The sequence below is a fragment of the Pantoea hericii genome (assembly GCF_014155795.1).
Taxonomy (GTDB): Bacteria; Pseudomonadota; Gammaproteobacteria; order Enterobacterales; family Enterobacteriaceae; genus Pantoea; species Pantoea eucalypti.
In genome coordinates this window covers 23,223-42,010 of the sequence record NZ_SCKV01000009.1, presented here as the reverse complement: position 1 = coordinate 42,010, position 18,788 = coordinate 23,223, and the positions used below count along the sequence as shown (strand labels likewise).

The window sequence follows — 18,788 nt, the reverse complement described above, 5'->3', positions numbered from 1 at the left end:
GTGAAAAGTTGTCTGACCTGAATCAATTCAGCAGCAAGCCTTTGATATACTATCTGCCATCACATGTCGCGCTAATCGTGAAATGATCTTCTGCAGCGATCGACAGGCAGGATTAACCCTTAGTTTTGAACAATCCAGAGGTTGTCATGATCAAAAAAATTGGTGTATTAACCAGCGGCGGTGACGCCCCAGGCATGAACGCAGCTATTCGTGGAGTGGTACGTTCCGCGCTGAGTGAAGGACTGGAAGTTTTTGGGATCTATGATGGCTATCTGGGATTGTACGAAGATCGCATGATCAATCTTGATCGCTACAGCGTCTCCGACATGATTAACCGCGGCGGCACTTTCCTGGGCTCAGCGCGTTTCCCCGAGTTCCGTAATGAAGATGTGCGCCAGGTTGCCATTGAGAACATGAAAAAGCGCGGCATTGATGCACTGGTGGTGATTGGTGGTGACGGATCTTACATGGGTGCTAAGCGCCTGACTGAAATGGGCTTCCCCTGCATTGGTTTGCCAGGCACCATCGATAACGATGTGGCCGGAACGGATTACACCATCGGTTATTTCACTGCACTGGAAACCGTGGTTGAAGCGATTGACCGTCTTCGCGACACCTCTTCCTCGCATCAGCGTATCTCGATTGTTGAAGTGATGGGCCGCTACTGTGGCGATCTGACCCTGGCGGCGGCGATTGCCGGTGGCTGCGAGTTCATCGTCCTGCCAGAATTCCCGTACACCCGCGAAGAGCTGGTAGCGGAAATCAAAGCAGGCATCGCCAAAGGTAAAAAGCACGCTATCGTGGCGATTACTGAGCACATCTGCGATATCGACGACCTGGCGCGTTTCATTGAAACAGAAACCAAACGTGAAACCCGTTCGACCGTTCTGGGCCATATTCAGCGTGGCGGTGCACCTTGTGCGTATGACCGTATCCTGGCGTCACGCATGGGCGCTTACTCCATTGAACTGCTGATGCAGGGTTACGGTGGCCGTTGCGTGGGTATTCAGAATGAGAAGATGGTGCATCACGACATCGTCGACGCGATTGAAAACATGAAACGTCCGTTCAAGCGCGACTGGCTCGACACGGCGAAAAAACTCTACTGATTCTTCTGCGGGGGTGTGCTGCACAGCATGCCCCGGCATATACCCGCTATATTCCCCCCGGTTATAACAGCTTATTTTTAATTCTTTTAGCTCTGTAATGGTTTATGTCACGCTTAGCCCATAACGACATTGGGAGAGTGCGTAATGAACAAGTGGAGTATCGGCGTTACCCTGTTGCTGGCCTCAACCAGCGTTCTGGCGAAAGACATTCAGCTGTTAAACGTTTCCTACGATCCAACCCGTGAGCTGTACGAACAGTACAACAAAGCGTTTAGTGCGCACTACAAACAGGAAACCGGCGATAATGTCGTGGTCCGTCAGTCGCACGGTGGCTCCGGCAAGCAGGCAACTTCAGTGATTAACGGCATCCGTGCGGATGTGGTTACGCTGGCGTTGCAATCGGATGTCGATGCTATTGCAGAACGCGGTCGTATTGATAAGAACTGGATTCAGCGTCTGCCAGACAACTCCGCGCCTTACACCTCCACCATTGTCTTCCTGGTCCGCAAAGATAATCCCAAGGGCATTCACGACTGGAGCGACCTGACTAAACCCGGTGTGTCTGTGATTACCCCTAACCCGAAAACCTCTGGCGGCGCACGCTGGAACTATCTGGCGGCCTGGGGCTGGGCGCTGGATCATAACAACGGCGATCAGGCCAAAGCGCTGGCGTATGTCAGAGCGCTGTTTAAAAACGTTGAGGTGCAGGATTCCGGTGCACGCGGCGCAACTAACACCTTCGTTGAACGCGGGATTGGTGATGTGCTGATTGCCTGGGAAAACGAAGCTTATCTGGCGGTTAACAAATTGGGTAAAGACAAGTTCGAGATTGTCACCCCGAGCGAATCGATTCTGGCTGAACCCACCGTGTCCGTGGTCGATAAAGTGGTAGATGAAAAGGGAACGCGCAAAGTCGCAGACGCCTATCTGAAATACCTCTACTCGCCAGAAGGTCAGACTATCGCTGCTCAGAACTACTATCGTCCGCGTGATGCTGAAATCGCGAAGAAATTTGCCAGCCAGTTTGCGCCGGTGAAGCTGTTTACCATCAAGGACAAATTTGGTGGCTGGGCAGAGGCTCAGAAAGCGCACTTCGCCGATGGCGGCAGCTATGACCAGGTCATGAAACCGTAATACGTTGCGGTCAGCGCTCCCTGCGCTGACCGCTCACCCGCAACAATCCCACCTTTCTCTTTTCTCTGCCCGGCTGCTGACTGATCTGCCCGAATTCCCCGTGACATTTTTTTCCCGCCAGGCGAGGATGCAGGCTGCTAAACCATTCAGGAAGCGTTGTTATGCCGACACATCGTCGTGCAACCAGTCTGGTTGCGGTTCTGCTGGTGCTGGTCATTGCGGGGATACTGGTTGCCGCACTGCATTTCAAAAAGAACAGTGATGCGCTGTGGCAGATTGTCAGCGAGAAATGTGTGCCTCATCAGCAGAGCAGCGGAGACCCGGCGCCCTGTCAGCGTGTCGATCAGCAGCATCGCTATGCCATGCTGAAAGATATGAATGGGCCGTTGCAGTATCTGCTGATCCCGCTCGACAAAATCACCGGCATCGAAAGCCCACGGTTACTGCAACCCGCTACGCCCAACTACTTTGCCCTTGCCTGGCATGAACGCTCTCTGCTTGCAGAGCGACGCGGCTCTCCCATTGATGATCGGGTTCTTTCACTGGCGATCAATTCACAGTATGGCCGTACGCAGAATCAACTCCATATTCATCTCTCCTGTCTGCGACCCGATGTGCGTCAACAGCTGGATCGGCTGACGCCGCAGCTTAGCGGTCAGTGGCAGGACATTACGCTGCGTAAGCACCGCTACTGGCTGCGAGCTCTGACGCCAGATGAACTGACTCAGCAGAGTGCCTTTATCCGGCTGGCCGATGAGCGGCCAGAGGCGCGCACAGAGATGGGGAAATATGGTCTGGCACTGGCGGAATTAAGCGATGGGCGACTGGTGCTGATGGCGATAGAGCGGAACTGGCTGCTGCTGAACAGGGGTTCGGCGGAGGAAGTGCAGGATCACGCCTGTGAGCTGATTGCGCCCATAAAAAAGGCGGCTTAAGCGCCGCCCTTGACCGGAATGCTAATGCTTAGGCGCTTTTTGCCGCCGCCGCTGCTTTAACGATTACCGCGAAAGCATCTGCTTTCAGTGACGCACCGCCAACCAGCGCGCCATCGATATCAGGCTGGGTGAACAGCTCAGCAGCATTCTTGTCGTTCACTGAGCCGCCATACTGAATGATGACCTGTTCTGCGATAGCCGCATCTTTCTTCGCAATATGATCACGAATGAATTTGTGCACGGCCTGTGCCTGAGCAGGGGTCGCAGATTTGCCGGTACCGATGGCCCAGACGGGCTCATACGCGATAACCGCATCTTTAAACGCTTCGGCGCCCTGCGTTTCCAGAACGGCATCCAGCTGACGAGCGCAGACTTCTTCGGTTTTACCCGCTTCGTTTTCCGCTTCGGTTTCACCAATGCACAGCACAGGAACCAGGCCCACTGACTTCAGCACCGCATATTTCTTCGCGATGAACTCGTCGCTCTCTTTGTGATAAGTGCGGCGTTCTGAGTGACCGATGATGATATATTTCGCGCCGATATCTTTCAGCATCTCTGCGGAAACTTCACCGGTAAACGCGCCAGACAGGTTAACGTCCACGTTCTGCGCACCCAGTGCGATGTGGCTACCGGAGATGGCATGTTTTGCCTGCTCGAGATAGAGCGCTGGCGGTGCAATGGCCACGCCACAACCGTCAACGCCAGAGAGTTCCTTGCGCAGACCCGCGATCAGTTCAGCAGTGAGTTGCTTGCTGCCATTCAACTTCCAGTTACCCATAACCAGTGGATGTCGCATTCTATCCTCCGCATAACGCGATACATGAAAAATCGCTGCCAGCTGGCAGCGTTGTCTGCGAAACAGTATAGAGATCAAATGTAGCGATGGCTTTGCTTTTCGTCATTTTCAGCGACATCTTCAGGGGGGAGCGAGCGCAAGTTTTACCGGCTCGACAGCGAAGGTTAGCCCCTTGTCGCCGTTATCAGCGACCACAAAGCGAAGCGCGCCATCGACCTGCGCAAAGTAAGGCAAATCCTTGCCCTCCTTCAGTAAGCTCTCCAGCTTTTTGCGTCCCTCGTCTGCACCTAATCCCGGTACAAAGAAGCGCAGCATAGCGGTCATGTAGGCCATGGCTTTTTGCTCAGAGGCGTTCTGATCCGGGCCAGGCAGTGGCAGCCAGGTGATCTGCAGCGTCTTGATTTTGCCGGTACCGGGCTCCAGCGCGGTAGACGCATAGAGCGTCTCGTTAATTTTGCTGGCAGCACGCGTCAGGTTACTTTTGTCGCCCCGATTATCAATGGCGCGATATTCCGGCAGCATCAGCGTCGCATTAGCCAGATTATACTTTTCGCGAAACTGGCCGATAGTCATATCAAAGGTGGGAGCACCCGCCAGCAGGTAGGGCGCGGTGGGTAATGCATCGGGCCGTTCCTGCGGTGGCGGATCGGCGGCAAAGACCGGAACCGTCAGCGCAAACGATAACAGCAGTGCGCCAGGCAAATTCTTCATTTTGTCGATCCTAACCCGTAAACTCAGGCGCAAATTAAAACGGTTTTTATCCGCGAGGTCAAAAGCGCGGCGGTTCTTTTCTCTCTGGATGATAATGCATGACGTTACAACAATGGTGTTTTTCCTGGCGTGGCAGGCTGGGACGACGTGATTTCTGGATCTGGCAGGCAGTCTGGTTGCTGACAACGACACTGTTATTTACCCTGGCAGCAAACGACTGGGTTGATACCCAGATGGCGGCTTTTGGCGTGGTCTGCCTGCTGTGGCCCGCCAGCGCGGTCATTGTAAAACGTCTGCACGATCGTAATCGTCCCGGCTACTGGGGATTTCTGGTGATAGTGGCCTGGCTGCTGGTGGCGGGAAACTGGAGCATGCTGGGCGGCATTCTGCCCTGGCTGCTGGGTCGCGCCATTCCCTTTGTGTTATTCGCTGGCCTGCTGCTCGAACTCGGCGTTTTTCGCGGCACCCCCGGCGCTAACCGGTTTGGTACCGCGACGCAGCCGGTGCGATACCGGCAACTGGCTCACCAGTAATGTTCGCTGGTGATATGGCCCGGCTTGCGCTTCAGGTGTTTACGCATTTCGCGCGTCTCTTTCAGTAATTGCTGGGTGTCGCGCACCATCTGCGGGTTGCCGCACAGCATCACATGGCTGCTGTCGGCATCCAGCGTTAATCCGGTGGCACGCTCCAGCTCGCCATTTTCGATCAGCGCCGGAACCCGGCCCGTCAGCGAACCGGGGATCGTTTCGCGGCTCACCACCGTCTGGATGTGCAGCTTGCCCTGATAACGCTGTTGCAGCTGCTGCATCAGTGGCAGAAAGCTCAGGTCGTCCGCATAGCGTGCGGCATGGACCAGCACGATGTTTTCAAAGCGATCCAGTCCTTCGCCCTGCTGAAGCATAGAAAGGTAAGGGCCAATAGCGGTGCCGGTTGCCAGCATCCATAATGTTCTGCACGCCGGAACTTCATCAAGCACAAAGAATCCTGCGGCTTCTTTCGTGACCATCACCTGATCGCCAGGCTGAAGGGCCTGCAGATGCGGACTCAGCTTGCCATCGGGCACGGTAACCAGGTAAAACTCCAGCAGGTCATCCTTTGGCGCATTGACGAAAGAGTAAGCGCGCTGCACCCGCTCGCCGTCAATTTCCAGAGCCAGTTTGGCAAATTGCCCCGCGATAAAGGGATCGATGGGCGCTGTTACCCGCAGACTGAACAGCGCATCCGTCCAGTTTTTCACTTCCTTTACTTCAGCATTGACCCACTCAGCCATAATCACTCCCTGGTTGTTGATTATTCCGGCAGGTTTCTATTTTCGCGGCTGCCCGATGAGATTGCCAGCTTGTGGCCAGGCAAAGGCTCTAATCGACAAACTGTTGCTTTGTCTTTACAGGCTGGTGCATAAACTTGACAGGCGCAAGCCGGGACCTTTCGGCCTGCCTCTCGCTTTGTCATCTAATCCTGATATTTTGCCCGGCATAACAAGATGACTGGCGGGTGAACCGCTGTTTTAACCTCCTTTCACAGAAAGAAATTTTGCATAATCATGATTAGTAAACTGGAAAATCGCCCGCTGCTGGTGATGCTCATTGTGCTGGTGGCTGTCGGGCAGATGGCGCAGACCATCTACGTTCCGGCGATGTCGGTGATGGCGGACGCGCTGAATGTGCGGGATGGCGCGCTGCAGCGTGTGATGGCGGCCTATCTGATGACCTATGGCGGATCCCAGCTGATCTACGGCCCGCTGTCAGACAGTGTCGGTCGGCGTCCGGTGATCCTGGCAGGCATGATGATCTTTATGATCGGCGCAATCACGGCATTGATGGCGACCTCACTCGATATGCTGGTGCTCGGCAGCGCGATTCAGGGACTGGGAACTGGCGTAGCTGGCGTAATGGCACGTACCATGCCGCGTGATCTCTATGAGGGGCACGCGCTGCGCCGTGCCAACAGCCTGCTTAATATGGGCATTCTGGTCAGCCCGTTGCTGGCACCGGTGATTGGTGCACTGTTGACCCAGCTCTTTGGCTGGCACGCCTGTTTCGCCTTTCTGCTGCTGCTCTGTCTGGCGGTTACTTTGTCTATGGCGCGCTGGCTGCCGGAAACCCGGCCACAGAGTGCTGAAGTGACCCCGTTCTTCAAACGCTATGCCCGGCTGCTCAGCGACGCAAATTTCGTTCGCTACATTGTCCTGCTGATTGGTGCGCTGGCGGGTATTGCGGTATTTGAGTCGAGCTGTGGCGTGCTGCTCGGCGGCGTGCTCGGCCTGCACAGCCTGACCGTCAGTATCCTGTTCATTCTGCCCATTCCGGCGGCGTTCTTCGGTGCCTGGTTCGCGGGACGCGAGCAGGGTTCATGGCACAGCCTGATGTGGTGGGGCGTGAATAGCTGTCTGCTGGCAGGCATCCTGATGTGGATCCCGGCATGGTTTGGCGTAATGAATATCTGGACGCTGCTGGTTCCGGCCGCGCTGTTCTTCTTTGGGGCTGGCATGCTGTTCCCGCTGGCGACTTCAGGGGCAATGGAGCCGTATGCCTGGCTGGCTGGCAGCGCGGGTGCACTGATTGGCGGAATGCAGAACCTGGGATCGGGTCTTGTCGCGTGGCTTTCAGCCATGATGCCGCAGCGCGATCAGTTCAGTCTTGGCATGCTGATGTTCTTTACGGCACTGGTGATGCTGCTCTGCTGGTTGCCGCTCTCACGTCAGCCGGAGCGCGGCAACCAGCCGGTTACAGGATAAACGAATGGAGCGCCGGATCCTTACGGTCAAGATAATGAATCGACTGGATGCGGCGAATAGTGCGAGATTTACCGCGAATCAGCAGGGTTTCGCTGGTGGCGATATTGCCCTGACGCGTAATGCCTTTCAGTAGTTCGCCACTGGTAATGCCGGTGGCGGCAAACACCACGTTGTCATTGCGCGCCATCTCACCTAGCGTCAGCTTCTTACCCGCTTCGATCCCCATCTCCGCACAGCGCTGCAGCTCCTGCTCGCCGAGGCGACGGTTTTCAGCACTATCGCCTTTGACGTGATGACGCGCCAGCAGCCGACCCTGCATATCACCGTCCAGCGCACGGATCACCGCTGCTGAAACGACGCCTTCCGGTGCGCCGCCGATGCCATACATCACATCGACTTCGCTGTCTGGCATGCAGGTCAGAATTGAGGCGGCAACGTCACCATCCGGGAAGGTAAATACCCGCACGCCCAGCTGCTGTAACTCGCTAATCACCACATCATGACGTGGCTTAGCCAGGATGGATACGGTCAGCTGTGACAACGGCTTGTTCATCGCTATTGCGATATTACGCAGGTTAGTTTCAAGCGGCAGGTCGAGGTCGATCGCGCCCTGTGCTGCAGGACCCACAATCAGTTTTTCCATATACATGTCTGGAGCGTGCAGAAAGCTGCCTTTATCGCCCACGGCCATCACAGCCAGCGCATTCGCCTGGCCCAGTGCCGTCATGCGGGTACCCTCAATCGGATCGACGGCAATATCAACGGCATCGCCGTGACCGGTACCGACTTTTTCACCGATATAGAGCATCGGGGCTTCGTCGATTTCACCCTCACCGATCACAATCTGACCGTCAATTTCAATGGAGTTCAGGACATGACGCATGGCATGGACAGCCGCACCGTCAGCCGCATTTTTGTCACCGCGTCCTAACCAGTGATAGCCTGCCAGGGCGGCAGCTTCGGTTACGCGGGAAAATTCAATGGCAAGTTCTCGTTTCATGGCATCTACCTGACAAAAAACCGGCAGGCAGTGTAACACAGCGGGGGAGTGGGGCGGGGAAAAGGCCCGCGACGGCAATGTCGCGGGCGTTGATATTACTCCTGTTCTTCCCACGCCTGTGCGCGGGCAACCGCTTTTTTCCAGCCAGCATAACGGAAGTTACGCTCGGTGGTTTCCAGGCTTGGACGGAACTCACGCTCAATAACGGCTTTAGAGCGCACTTCATCAAGATCCTGCCAGAAGCCAACAGCCAGACCCGCCAGATACGCAGAACCCAGCGCGGTCACTTCACGCACTTCCGGACGCTCAACACGGGTGCCGAGGATGTCAGCCTGGAACTGCATCAGGAAGTTGTTGGACACCGCACCGCCGTCTACACGCAGCGCCTGCAGGCGGGTATTGGCATCATTCTGCATCGCTTCCAGAACGTCACGTGTCTGATAAGCGATCGACTCCAGCGTCGCGCGGATGATGTGGTTAGAGTTTGCGCCACGGGTCAGACCGAAGATCGCGCCACGGGCATACGGGTCCCAGTAAGGTGCGCCCAGGCCGGTGAAAGCAGGCACCATGTAAACGCCGTTGGTATCTTTCACTTTCATCGCGAAGTATTCAGAGTCAGCCGCTTCACTGATCAGCTTCATCTCATCACGCAGCCACTGAATAGAGGCACCACCGATAAACACGGCACCTTCCAGCGCATAGTTCACTTCACCGCGCGGGCCACAGGCGATGGTGGTCAGCAGGCCGTGGGTTGAGGTCACCGCTTCAGTACCGGTGTTCATCAGCATGAAGCAGCCGGTGCCGTAGGTATTTTTCGCCATGCCAGGCTGTACACACAACTGGCCATACAGCGCGGCCTGCTGGTCACCGGCGATACCGGCGATAGGAATACGTGTACCGCCTTTACCACCAATGTTGGTCTGACCGTAAACTTCAGAAGAGGACTTCACTTCTGGCAGCATTTCACGCGGGATATCCAGGATATCCAGCATGCGCTGATCCCACTCCAGCTTGTGAATGTTGAACATCATAGTACGGGAGGCGTTGGTGTAGTCGGTGATGTGCACGCGTCCCTGAGTCATTTTCCAGACCAGCCAGGTATCGACGGTACCGAACAGCAGCTCGCCACGTTTTGCACGCTCACGCGCACCTTCAACGTGATCCAGAATCCACTTCACTTTCGTACCGGAGAAGTAAGGGTTAATCACCAGACCCGTGGTGTGCTGGATGTACTCTTCCAGACCCTCTTTCTTCAGTTTGTGACAATAGTCAGCGGTGCGGGGATCCTGCCAGACGATGGCGTTGTAGATCGGCTTACCGGTCTCTTTTTCCCAGACGATAGCGGTTTCGCGCTGGTTGGTGATACCGATTGCCGCAATCTCATCAGAGCGGATATCGGCATGTGCCAGCACTTCAACCAGCGTAGAGCTTTGTGAAGCCCAGATATCCATTGGGTCATGCTCAACCCAGCCCGCTTTCGGGTAGATCTGGGTGAATTCGCGCTGCGATACCGCGACGATGTTGGAGTCGTGGTCGAGAATGACGGCGCGTGAACTGGTTGTACCCTGATCGAGTGCGACAATGTATTTTTTATCTGTGGTAGTCATAAATTCATTCCTGATGATAAAAAGTGAAACTTACGCTTTACGCTGCTGAGCGCGTGCAACCGGTTTGTCTGCTGGAACACTCGGTTCCTGTGCGGCACCTGGCAGGTAGCGGCCAATCAGTGTGCGGTAACCTACTGCACCCAGGCAGGCACCCACCAGCGGGCCAAAAATTGGTACCAGGAAGTAAGGGATATCTTTACCACCCGTGAAGGCAACGTTACCCCAGCCAGCGAAGAAGGCGAACAGCTTAGGTCCGAAATCACGTGCCGGGTTAAGCGCAAAGCCGGTCAGCGGACCCATTGAGCCACCAATGACTGCGACCAGCAGACCGATCAACAGCGGCGCCATCGGTCCACGTGGGACACCGTTGCCATCGTCGGTCAGCGCCATAATCACCGCCATAAGCACTGCGGTAATAACCATTTCAACCAGGAACGCCTGGCCTACGCTGATGTGCGGATTAGGATAGGTTGAGAAGATACCCGCCAGGTCCAGACTCTGAACCGTACCGCGTACCATCTGATGACTCTGTTCGTAATCGAAAAACAGGCTGTAGTAGAGACCATAAACCAGCGCGGCCGCGCAGAATGCCCCGGCGATTTGCGCCAGAATATACGGCACCACTTTACGGCCTTCAAAGTTGGCGAACAGGCAGAGTGCAACGGTAACGGCAGGGTTCAGATGCGCGCCAGATACCCCAGCGGTAAGATAGACAGCCATTGAGACGGCTAAGCCCCAGATGATGCAGATTTCCCACTGACCGAAGGCGGCACCGGCAAGTTTCAGCGCAGCTACACAGCCTGCGCCAAAGAAAATAATCAAGCCTGTCCCCAGAAATTCGGCAATACACTGACCTTTGAGCGTGTTAGTTGTCTGACTCATAATAGTGGTTCCTGAAGCGAGGTTAAATTTTATCAGTTTTTGTTCTCAGTCCGTGAGGCACCCAGCTTTAATGTAGGGCTGATGTGAATTTATCGTTAACGAACATAAACGAGAAATAGCGAAATCATTTTTTGTGTACTGCGTCATAAAAATGCGCGTTTTCGCGTATTCTGGCTTTCCTTAGCCCATATTCGCGCCTGATGACAGAGAGGGTGGACACGTGCTGGAAAGCAGACGCAGTAAGCGCAGCGCAAATTCAGGGATTGGCTGAAAAGTGTTACAGACTGCGCTCGCAGCGGCCGCGTTGCTGGACTTGAGGGGTGAGGCTACATACAATCGGGACAACGTTGCTGGCTTAAGCTGGCATCATCAACGCCTTGCAGGAATTTAGGAGAGGTCAGAAAGATGTCATTTGAAGTATTTGAGAAACTTGAAGCGAAAGTACAGCAGGCGATTGATACCATCACGCTGTTGCAGATGGAAATCGAAGAGCTGAAAGAGCAGAACAACTCACTGCGTAACGATGCGCAACAAGTCGCGGGTAACCACGATGCGCTGATGCGCGAAAATCAGCATCTGAAAGAAGAGCAACACGTGTGGCAGGAACGTCTGCGTGCATTGCTGGGAAAAATGGAAGAGGTTTGAAGCCTCAGCTGATGTGAAAAACGGGTGCTCTGGCACCCGTTTTCATGTCTGGCCTATTCGAGGTCCAGCGCATCCTCTGACAGAATGATACCGGTGTTGTCGGCATAGAGATGGTCACCAGAGAAGAAGGTGACGCCGCCGAAGTTGACGCGCACATCGCTTTCGCCAATCCCTTCACCCGCAGCGCCGGCCGGAATCGCGGCAATGGCCTGAATGCCAATCTCCAGCTCTTCCAGCTCATCAACCTGACGTACCGAACCGTAAACCACCAGGCCTTCCCATTCGTTAGTTGCCGCCAGGCGTGCCAGTTGGGCATCGACCAGCGCACGGCGCACTGAGCCGCCGCCATCAATCACCAGTACGCGACCACGGCCATTCTCTTCCAGCAGATCGTAGAGTAAGCCGTTGTCTTCAAAGCATTTCACTGTGGTAATCTGACCACCGAATGAAGTGCGCCCACCAAAGTTTGAAAAAAGCGGTTCAACAACATTCACTTCTTCATGGTAGATATCGCAGAGTTCAGATGTATCGTATTTCATAAGGGTTTCGTCTGTTTGCCACAGGAAGGGTAAGTATATCGCTATATGCAGATTGTTGGCAAAATCATCAGTATGAAAAAAGCATCGTTCGATCAAGAACATGCATAAAAAAGCCCAGCCGGGTGGGCTGGGCTTCGGAAAAGCGCTGAATCAGTGAATCAGAGAATGAAGCGGCTAAGGTCTTCGTCAGCCACCAGTTCATCCAGGTGTTTAGCCACATAGTCAGCATCAATGGTAAAGGATTCACCGTGACGATCGCTGGCGTCATACGAGATATCTTCCATCAGACGCTCCAGCACGGTATGCAGGCGGCGCGCACCGATGTTCTCGGTGGTTTCGTTAACCTGCCATGCGGCTTCAGCGATCCGGCGAATACCCTCTTCGGTGAACTCAATGTTCACGCCTTCGGTATTCATCAGTGCTTTGTACTGCACGGTAATCGAGGCATTCGGTTCGGTCAGGATGCGCTGGAAATCATTGACGGTCAGCGCCTGTAGCTCAACACGAATCGGCAGACGACCCTGAAGTTCCGGAATCAGATCGGAAGGGCTGGCAACCTGAAACGCGCCTGAGGCGATAAACAGGATATGGTCGGTTTTGACCATGCCGTGCTTGGTGGAGACGGTGCAGCCTTCAACCAGCGGCAGCAGGTCGCGCTGAACGCCTTCGCGAGAGACATCGGGTCCGCCCGCATTCTGGCCGCCGCGCTTACAGATTTTATCGATCTCATCGATGAACACGATACCGTGCTGCTCGACCGCTTCAATCGCATCCTGCTTAAGCTCTTCCGGGTTAACCAGTTTTGCCGCTTCTTCTTCGATCAGGAGCTTCATCGCTTCTTTGATCTTCAGCTTGCGGGCTTTCTGCTTCTGGCCGCCGAGGTTCTGGAACATCGACTGCAGCTGGCTGGTCATCTCTTCCATGCCCGGAGGCGCCATGATTTCGACGCCTGGGCTGCTGGCCGCCAGATCGATTTCAATCTCTTTATCATCCAGCTGGCCTTCGCGCAGCTTCTTGCGGAATGACTGACGCGCTGCAGAGGGTTCAGCACTCTGCTCAGCCTGACCCCAGTTGTTTTTCGCGGGTGGAATCAGCACATCAAGAATGCGCTCTTCTGCCATCTCTTCGGCACGGTATTTATTCTTTTCAATCGCCTGACTGCGCACCATCTTGATGGCGGAATCAGTCAGATCACGAATGATAGAGTCCACTTCCTTACCGACATAACCGACTTCGGTAAACTTGGTCGCCTCGACTTTGATGAACGGTGCATTCGCCAGCTTTGCCAGACGACGTGCGATCTCGGTTTTACCGACACCGGTCGGACCGATCATCAGGATATTTTTTGGGGTCACTTCATGGCGCAGCTCTTCGTCGAGCTGCATGCGGCGCCAGCGGTTGCGCAGTGCAATAGCCACGGCGCGCTTGGCGCTGTCCTGGCCGATGATAAAGCGGTTCAGTTCGCTAACGATTTCGCGTGGAGTCATCTCAGACATATTTATACCCTTACGCCTTAGACGTTAATTCTTCGAAATTAACGTTGTGGTTAGTGTAGATGCAGATATCACCCGCGATATTCAGCGACTTCTCGACGATGTCGCGTGCGCCCATTTCGGTATTCTCCAGCAGCGCACGTGCCGCTGCCTGGGCGAAAGGCCCACCGGAGCCGATGGCGATCAGATCGTTTTCAGGCTGGATGACATCACCGTTACCGCTGATGATCAGTGAGGCTGACTCATCCGCGACGGCCAGTAAAGCTTCAAGGCGGCGCAGCATACGGTCGGTACGCCAGTCTTTGGCCAGCTCCACCGCTGCTTTCACCAGGTGGCCCTGATGCATTTCCAGTTTACGTTCGAAAAGTTCAAACAGGGTGAAGGCGTCTGCGGTGCCGCCAGCAAATCCGGCAATCACCTTATCGTTGTATAAACGACGCACTTTTTTAACGTTGCCTTTCATCACGGTATTGCCGAGCGTAGCCTGGCCATCACCGCCAATCACTACCTGGCCGTTGCGTCGTACACTTACTATTGTTGTCACGGGCAGACCCCTTGTTGCTGTCGGAAAAGGACTCCGCGCACGGGGCGCGGAGTATCATGCAACAGATATGGGGCGGGTTTGACGGGTTTCAACCCCCAACGGAGAGCGGAATACAGCTGGAGTGTCCGGAACTGCGAAGACGTTTCAGGGTGCTGTCAGCGGATGCGCGATCTTTATACGGACCAATCACCACACGATTCCAGCCGCCACCGGTGGTAATGCGGCTTTCAAAGCCTTCAAAGGCTAAGCCCGCACGTACCGACTCAGCCTGGTCAGTGCCTTTGAACGAACCACACTGCACCATCCAGCGCTGCGAAGAGGCTTTCTCCGCCGGTTTCGCCTTCGCGGTCTCCTGTGGCTTTGTCTGCACGTCTGGTTCCCGCGTTACTGGCGCAGGTTGCGACTGGCGCTGTACGTTTTGCTGCTGCTGCTGCTGCTGCTGCTGCTGCTGACGTTGCAACTGCTGCTGTTGTTGACGCTGTTGCTGTTGCTGCAACTGCAGCTGGCGTTGCTGTTGTTGCTGAGCCTGCAACTGCTGACGTTGTTGCTGAACCTGTTGCTGCTGCTGAACCTGCTGCTGTTGCTGAACCTGCTGCTGTTGACGTTGCAGCTGTTGCAATTGCTGCTGATGCTGCAGCGTCTGCTGACGTTGCGCCGGCGTCTGTTCATTCCACGGCACTTCATTGAGCTGTGTTGGCTGCTGACGCATATCAGCCTGCATCTGCTCCAGCAACTGGCGCTGTTCATCGGTCAATTGGGTCTGTGACTTCACTTCGCCACCCGAAGAGGGTTCGATCGGTGTCGGCACAGTAACCTGACGGTTTTCCAGCTCTTTAATGTATTTCCAGCGTTCTTCAGGCTTCGGCGGTAAGCCATTGCCGTTGGCTTTATGATCCGTAATGACCGGCACGTCTTCTTTCTTATGATGCGCCAGGAACCATAAACCACCGGCAAAGGTCACCAACACAGCGACCGCCAGTACAATCATCAATTTAGAAGTTCCCGAACCGCCTTTGCTCTTCTTGCCACGGCTGGGGCTTTTTTTGCGACGCGTCCCTGTTGAACGCCCGCGGCCTACATAATCTTTTTGTGCCACTCTCGTTCTTATACCCTTCAAAAATAGTGCCAGTTGGGCGAAATGATGATTTTTACGCGCCCGGCAAGGAGTCCGCCATGTTACTTAAGGGCCGGAACTTTGACCAGCTGTGTTCGCCTTAAGAATCTACTGAAAAAACCAGACGAATACGCTTATTTTTCACGCTTTTTTGCGCGTGCCGTACTGCCCCGAATCGTTAAACCGGCATCCAGCAGCCGCGAGCCGCTGATCACCCGTTTGCCATTTAACTCATCCAGCAGCAGAAGCATCGCTTCCCGGCCTATCTGATAGCGTGGTTGTGTGACCGTCGTCAGCGGTGGCTCGCAGTAACGTGATAACTCAATGTCATCAAATCCCACCACAGAGAGATCTTCCGGTATCCGCAGCCCGCAGCGTCTGGCCTGATTCATCGCGCCCAGCGCCATAATGTCGCTGTGACAGAACAACGCGCGCGGCGGTTGCGGCAGAGTCATCAGCTGATTCATGGCGGCAACGCCTGCTTCAAAGGTGAAGTCACCGCGCACAATATAGGTGGGATCGACCGTCAGCCCGCTGCGACGCATCGCCTGGACATAACCCTGTAAACGATACTGACAGAGTGGCATCTCTTCCGGCCCGGCGATACAGGCGATCTGCGTATGACCTAACTGCAGCAGATGATTTACCGCTTCAAACGCGGCAGTCAGGTTATCAATGTGAACCGTGGGCAGCGACATTTCCGGTGCAAACTCATTCGCCATCACCATGGGTGGCAAGTTGCGTTGCTCATCAATGCTGGCATCAAAAGGCAGTTGTGAGCCAAGCAGCACCATGCCATCGATCTGTCGTGTGACCATCAGGTTAAGAAAGGTTCTCTCCTGCTGATTCTGATGGGCGCAATCGCCGATCAGCACCAGATAGCCCTCTTCGGCGGCTGTGACTTCGACGCCGCGAATGATTTCACTAAAGAAGGGATCGCAGATGTCAGGGACAATGACCAGAATGGTACGCGTCTCATTACGACGCGCGTTGCGTGTGGGGCCATGGGCCGCATAGCCGACGGCGGCAACCGCCTTCTCGACTTTATGGCGGGTAGCCGCAGAAACCTTCTCTGGATTCATCAGCGCACGCGATACGGTGGCGGTTGAGACGCCCGCGTGTTCCACGACATCCTTCATCGTGGCGGCGGGCGGTTGTTGATTCTGCTCCAACACATGCTCCTGACGCGTTATGGCGCGTTCGATTTTGTTTTTGCCTGACCTGAAAGCAAACCGGGCAACATTGTTAACGATTGCCCGGCTGGTTGTTACTTAATTTGCATAAAAATTGTGACTTATGCGACATTTTTCGATCTGGCTCGCAGTGTCAGAAAAAATCAGCTCTCTGTCGGGTCAATATCCAGCGTCCATTTCACTTTGCGCGCGGCGGGTAGCGTGGAAACCAGCGGCAATGAACTGCTCAGCAGCTGTTGCAAACGCTGTCGGGAAGGATGCTGCAGCAGCAGTTGCCAGCGCCAGCGTCCGCTGCGTTTTGGCTGCAGAGCCGGCAATGGACCCATAAACCACATCGCCTTGTCATTGAGCGGGCTCGCCTCCAGCAAGTTACGGAGTTGTTGCAGAAATTCCGCCGCCTGCTGATTGTCCATATCTTCCGCGCGGAACAGCGCATGGCGGCTCCAGGGCGGCAGGTGAACTGCCTGTCGCTCCAGCAGCGCCTGCTGCGCAAATGCCGAATATCCCTGGTGCAGCAGTGTCTGAAGCAGAGGATGTTCCGGATGATGCGTCTGTAATAACACCTCGCCCTGCTTGCCAGCGCGGCCAGCACGACCGGCGACCTGAGTATAGAGCTGCGCAAAGCGTTCTGCCGCGCGAAAATCGGCTGAGAAAAGTGCGCCATCAACATCCAGCAGCGACACCAGGGTGACATCCGGGAAATGATGCCCCTTGGCCAGCATCTGGGTGCCGACCAGAATGCGTGCGCCGCCGCGATGAACGTCAGCCAGATGCTGCTCCAGCGCCCCTTTGCGGCTGGTGGTATCACGGTCAATTCGCGACACCGGCACGCCGGGGAAGAGTGTACCGAGCTGCTGCTCCAGCTGTTCGGTTCCGACACCTACCGGCAGCAGATGCGTTGAACCACACTGCGGGCATTGATTAGGCAGCGGACGCTGGCTGTCGCAATGGTGGCAGCGTAACTGGCGATGATGCTGGTGCAGCGTGTAATAGCGATCGCAGCGGGTACATTCGGCAATCCAGCCGCAGTCGTGACAGAGCAGGGCGGGCGAAAAGCCGCGGCGGTTAAGAAACAGCAGCACCTGATTATCGGCCTGCAGATGCTGGCGCATTTTACCAATCAGGCCCGGTGCCAGGCCGCCGATCAGCTGCACACCTTTTAAGTCGATAAGCTGTTGCAGCGCCGGTCTGGCATTGCCGGCGCGCTTTGTCAGGTCGAGCTGGCGATACTTGCCGCTGCGGACATTGTGCAGCGTCTCCAGAGCGGGGGTCGCCGATCCCATAACAATCGGGATATCCTCTTCATGCGCGCGGAAAACGGCCAGATCGCGCGCCTGATAACGCCAGCCTTCCTGCTGTTTATAAGAGCTGTCATGCTCTTCATCAATGATGATGACGCCAGGACGGGCCAGCGGCGTAAACAGCGCCGATCGCGTGCCAATCACAATCGCCGTTTCACCGCGCCGTGCACGTAACCACACCGCCAGCCGCTCACTGTCATTTAAGGCGGAGTGCAGCACATCGATGGGCGCATCGAAACGTTCGCGAAAGCGGGCGATAGTCTGCGGAGTTAAGCCAATCTCCGGCACCAGCACCAGCGCCTGTTTACCGCGTGCCAGCACATTTTCCAGCACGCTGAGGTAAACCTCGGTTTTGCCGGAACCGGTAATGCCCGCCAGCAGCCACGCAGCATAATGCTCATCATCTGCCCGAATCGCACCTACTGCCATCGCCTGATCCGTATTCAGTCGCAGACGCTCGCCTTTCACAGCATAGGTAGTACGCCAGTCGTGCATCTGCGGCTGATGCTCATGCAGTTCGCACAACCCTTTGGCCCGCAGCGCCTGCAGCGTGGCTTCCGTAAGGTCATGTTCACTGACCTGATGACGATAGAGGGGTTGCTGACGCAGTGCTGCCAGTGCCTGCTGCTGTTTCGGGGCCCGCTTTAAACTTTCGGGTGCCGTTGCCCGGCCCTGCTCGGTAATTTCCCAGCGCCATAAGGGATTATCCTGCGCCGCTTTGCCCTGGCGCAGCAGCACTGGAATGGCATGGCTCAGCACTTCTCCCTGCGGCGAATGATAGTAGCTGGCGGCCCAGTTAAGGATGCGCCACAGCGACGACGGATAGAGTGACTCACTATCCAGCACCTCGATCACTTGCCTGAGTTGTGCTTCCGGCAGATCGCTGCTGTCACGAAAGGCGACCACAATCCCGATCATCCTGCGATTGCCAAAGGGCACACTTACGCGACCGCCGATGACCGGCTGCGCACCCTGTGGCGGCAGATAGTCAAACAGGCGGGGCAAGGGGACGGGCAGGGCGACCTGGACTACGGGCATAACTCTCTCT

Annotated in this window: 18 protein-coding genes; 6 read left to right on the top strand and 12 right to left on the bottom strand. The window is 55.5% G+C overall.

What is annotated here, in order from left to right; all coding sequences use genetic code 11:
* Positions 1-146 precede the first annotated feature (146 nt).
* The 3 genes from pfkA (at position 147) to H7K52_RS17785 (ending at position 3,178) form a co-directional block, all read left to right on the top strand.
* Positions 147-1,109 (top strand): 6-phosphofructokinase, encoded by a 963-nt coding sequence (gene pfkA / locus H7K52_RS17795; protein ID WP_003851263.1) that lies wholly within the window; start codon positions 147-149, stop codon positions 1,107-1,109.
* Positions 1,110-1,253: 144 nt separating this feature from the next.
* Positions 1,254-2,243: a sulfate ABC transporter substrate-binding protein gene (locus H7K52_RS17790; RefSeq protein ID WP_003851261.1), complete on the top strand. Its 990-nt coding sequence runs from the start codon at positions 1,254-1,256 to the stop codon at positions 2,241-2,243.
* Positions 2,244-2,404: 161 nt separating this feature from the next.
* Positions 2,405-3,178, top strand: a complete 774-nt coding sequence (locus H7K52_RS17785; protein ID WP_003851260.1) for a CDP-diacylglycerol diphosphatase — start codon at positions 2,405-2,407, stop codon at positions 3,176-3,178.
* 28 nt (positions 3,179-3,206) lie between these two features.
* Here H7K52_RS17785 and tpiA read toward each other — a convergent pair whose 3' ends face one another.
* Together tpiA and H7K52_RS17775 are read right to left on the bottom strand one after the other, a co-directional pair.
* Entirely contained in the window at positions 3,207-3,974 is a 768-nt protein-coding gene (gene tpiA, locus H7K52_RS17780; RefSeq protein WP_003851259.1) for a triose-phosphate isomerase, read from the bottom strand.
* 120 nt (positions 3,975-4,094) lie between these two features.
* Positions 4,095-4,685 carry a DUF1454 family protein gene (locus H7K52_RS17775; RefSeq protein WP_003851254.1) on the bottom strand — a complete coding sequence of 197 codons (591 nt, stop codon included), beginning with the start codon at positions 4,683-4,685 and terminating at the stop codon, positions 4,095-4,097.
* A gap of 98 nt (positions 4,686-4,783) precedes the next feature.
* On the opposite strand from H7K52_RS17775, the gene H7K52_RS17770 reads away from it, so the two are divergent.
* A complete protein-coding gene (locus H7K52_RS17770; protein WP_003851252.1) occupies positions 4,784-5,218 on the top strand; it encodes a DUF805 domain-containing protein in 435 nt (144 codons plus the stop codon).
* Here the strand turns inward: H7K52_RS17770 and fpr are convergent.
* A complete protein-coding gene (gene fpr, locus H7K52_RS17765) occupies positions 5,209-5,955 on the bottom strand; it encodes a ferredoxin--NADP(+) reductase (RefSeq protein ID WP_003851251.1) in 747 nt (248 codons plus the stop codon). The genes H7K52_RS17770 and fpr overlap by 10 nt on opposite strands.
* Positions 5,956-6,228: 273 nt before the next feature.
* On the opposite strand from fpr, the gene emrD reads away from it, so the two are divergent.
* Positions 6,229-7,422 carry a multidrug efflux MFS transporter EmrD gene (emrD, locus tag H7K52_RS17760; RefSeq protein ID WP_003851249.1) on the top strand — a complete coding sequence of 398 codons (1,194 nt, stop codon included), beginning with the start codon at positions 6,229-6,231 and terminating at the stop codon, positions 7,420-7,422.
* Here emrD and glpX read toward each other — a convergent pair.
* The 3 genes from glpX to H7K52_RS17745 form a co-directional block, all read right to left on the bottom strand.
* Positions 7,412-8,422 (bottom strand): class II fructose-bisphosphatase, encoded by a 1,011-nt coding sequence (gene glpX / locus H7K52_RS17755; RefSeq protein ID WP_008926941.1) that lies wholly within the window; start codon positions 8,420-8,422, stop codon positions 7,412-7,414. The two genes, emrD and glpX, sit on opposite strands and share 11 nt — an antisense overlap.
* Before the next feature lie 95 nt (positions 8,423-8,517).
* On the bottom strand, positions 8,518-10,029 hold the full coding sequence (gene glpK / locus H7K52_RS17750; protein WP_003851245.1) for a glycerol kinase GlpK: 1,512 nt from the start codon (positions 10,027-10,029) through the stop codon (positions 8,518-8,520).
* Positions 10,030-10,059: 30 nt separating this feature from the next.
* A complete protein-coding gene (locus tag H7K52_RS17745; RefSeq protein WP_003851244.1) occupies positions 10,060-10,911 on the bottom strand; it encodes an MIP/aquaporin family protein in 852 nt (283 codons plus the stop codon).
* Positions 10,912-11,316: 405 nt separating this feature from the next.
* On the opposite strand from H7K52_RS17745, the gene zapB reads away from it, so the two are divergent.
* Positions 11,317-11,556, top strand: coding sequence for a cell division protein ZapB (gene zapB / locus H7K52_RS17740; protein WP_003851242.1), 240 nt, complete (start codon positions 11,317-11,319; stop codon positions 11,554-11,556).
* Positions 11,557-11,609: 53 nt separating this feature from the next.
* Here the strand turns inward: zapB and rraA are convergent, their stop codons facing one another.
* From rraA to priA, 6 genes are all read right to left on the bottom strand, one after another.
* The gene (gene rraA, locus H7K52_RS17735) at positions 11,610-12,095 is read right to left on the bottom strand and encodes a ribonuclease E activity regulator RraA (RefSeq protein ID WP_003851240.1); all 486 of its coding nucleotides are present in this window, start codon (positions 12,093-12,095) and stop codon (positions 11,610-11,612) included.
* Between the two features lie 158 nt (positions 12,096-12,253).
* On the bottom strand, positions 12,254-13,591 hold the full coding sequence (hslU, locus tag H7K52_RS17730) for an HslU--HslV peptidase ATPase subunit (protein WP_003851236.1): 1,338 nt from the start codon (positions 13,589-13,591) through the stop codon (positions 12,254-12,256).
* Positions 13,592-13,601: 10 nt separating this feature from the next.
* A complete protein-coding gene (gene hslV, locus H7K52_RS17725) occupies positions 13,602-14,132 on the bottom strand; it encodes an ATP-dependent protease subunit HslV (RefSeq protein ID WP_003851234.1) in 531 nt (176 codons plus the stop codon).
* An 88-nt stretch (positions 14,133-14,220) separates the two neighbouring features.
* Entirely contained in the window at positions 14,221-15,228 is a 1,008-nt protein-coding gene (ftsN, locus tag H7K52_RS17720; RefSeq protein WP_039660594.1) for a cell division protein FtsN, read from the bottom strand.
* Positions 15,229-15,380: 152 nt separating this feature from the next.
* Positions 15,381-16,418 carry a DNA-binding transcriptional regulator CytR gene (gene cytR / locus H7K52_RS17715; protein ID WP_182630284.1) on the bottom strand — a complete coding sequence of 346 codons (1,038 nt, stop codon included), beginning with the start codon at positions 16,416-16,418 and terminating at the stop codon, positions 15,381-15,383.
* A 164-nt stretch (positions 16,419-16,582) separates the two neighbouring features.
* On the bottom strand, positions 16,583-18,778 hold the full coding sequence (gene priA, locus H7K52_RS17710) for a primosomal protein N' (protein ID WP_182630283.1): 2,196 nt from the start codon (positions 18,776-18,778) through the stop codon (positions 16,583-16,585).
* Between the last annotated feature and the right edge of the window lie 10 nt (positions 18,779-18,788).

Bases quoted from the DNA above. Each gene is read 5' to 3' on its own strand.
- rraA (WP_003851240.1), bottom strand. From the start codon at position 12,095: ATGAAATACGATACATCTGAACTCTGCGATATCTACCATGAAGAAGTG.
- glpK (WP_003851245.1), bottom strand. From the start codon at position 10,029: ATGACTACCACAGATAAAAAATACATTGTCGCACTCGATCAGGGTACA.
- hslU (WP_003851236.1), bottom strand. From the start codon at position 13,591: ATGTCTGAGATGACTCCACGCGAAATCGTTAGCGAACTGAACCGCTTT.
- fpr (WP_003851251.1), bottom strand. From the start codon at position 5,955: ATGGCTGAGTGGGTCAATGCTGAAGTAAAGGAAGTGAAAAACTGGACG.
- H7K52_RS17770 (WP_003851252.1), top strand. From the start codon at position 4,784: ATGACGTTACAACAATGGTGTTTTTCCTGGCGTGGCAGGCTGGGACGA.
- emrD (WP_003851249.1), top strand. From the start codon at position 6,229: ATGATTAGTAAACTGGAAAATCGCCCGCTGCTGGTGATGCTCATTGTG.
- glpX (WP_008926941.1), bottom strand. From the start codon at position 8,422: ATGAAACGAGAACTTGCCATTGAATTTTCCCGCGTAACCGAAGCTGCC.
- H7K52_RS17745 (WP_003851244.1), bottom strand. From the start codon at position 10,911: ATGAGTCAGACAACTAACACGCTCAAAGGTCAGTGTATTGCCGAATTT.
- priA (WP_182630283.1), bottom strand. From the start codon at position 18,778: ATGCCCGTAGTCCAGGTCGCCCTGCCCGTCCCCTTGCCCCGCCTGTTT.
- H7K52_RS17785 (WP_003851260.1), top strand. From the start codon at position 2,405: ATGCCGACACATCGTCGTGCAACCAGTCTGGTTGCGGTTCTGCTGGTG.
- tpiA (WP_003851259.1), bottom strand. From the start codon at position 3,974: ATGCGACATCCACTGGTTATGGGTAACTGGAAGTTGAATGGCAGCAAG.
- zapB (WP_003851242.1), top strand. From the start codon at position 11,317: ATGTCATTTGAAGTATTTGAGAAACTTGAAGCGAAAGTACAGCAGGCG.
- H7K52_RS17775 (WP_003851254.1), bottom strand. From the start codon at position 4,685: ATGAAGAATTTGCCTGGCGCACTGCTGTTATCGTTTGCGCTGACGGTT.
- H7K52_RS17790 (WP_003851261.1), top strand. From the start codon at position 1,254: ATGAACAAGTGGAGTATCGGCGTTACCCTGTTGCTGGCCTCAACCAGC.
- pfkA (WP_003851263.1), top strand. From the start codon at position 147: ATGATCAAAAAAATTGGTGTATTAACCAGCGGCGGTGACGCCCCAGGC.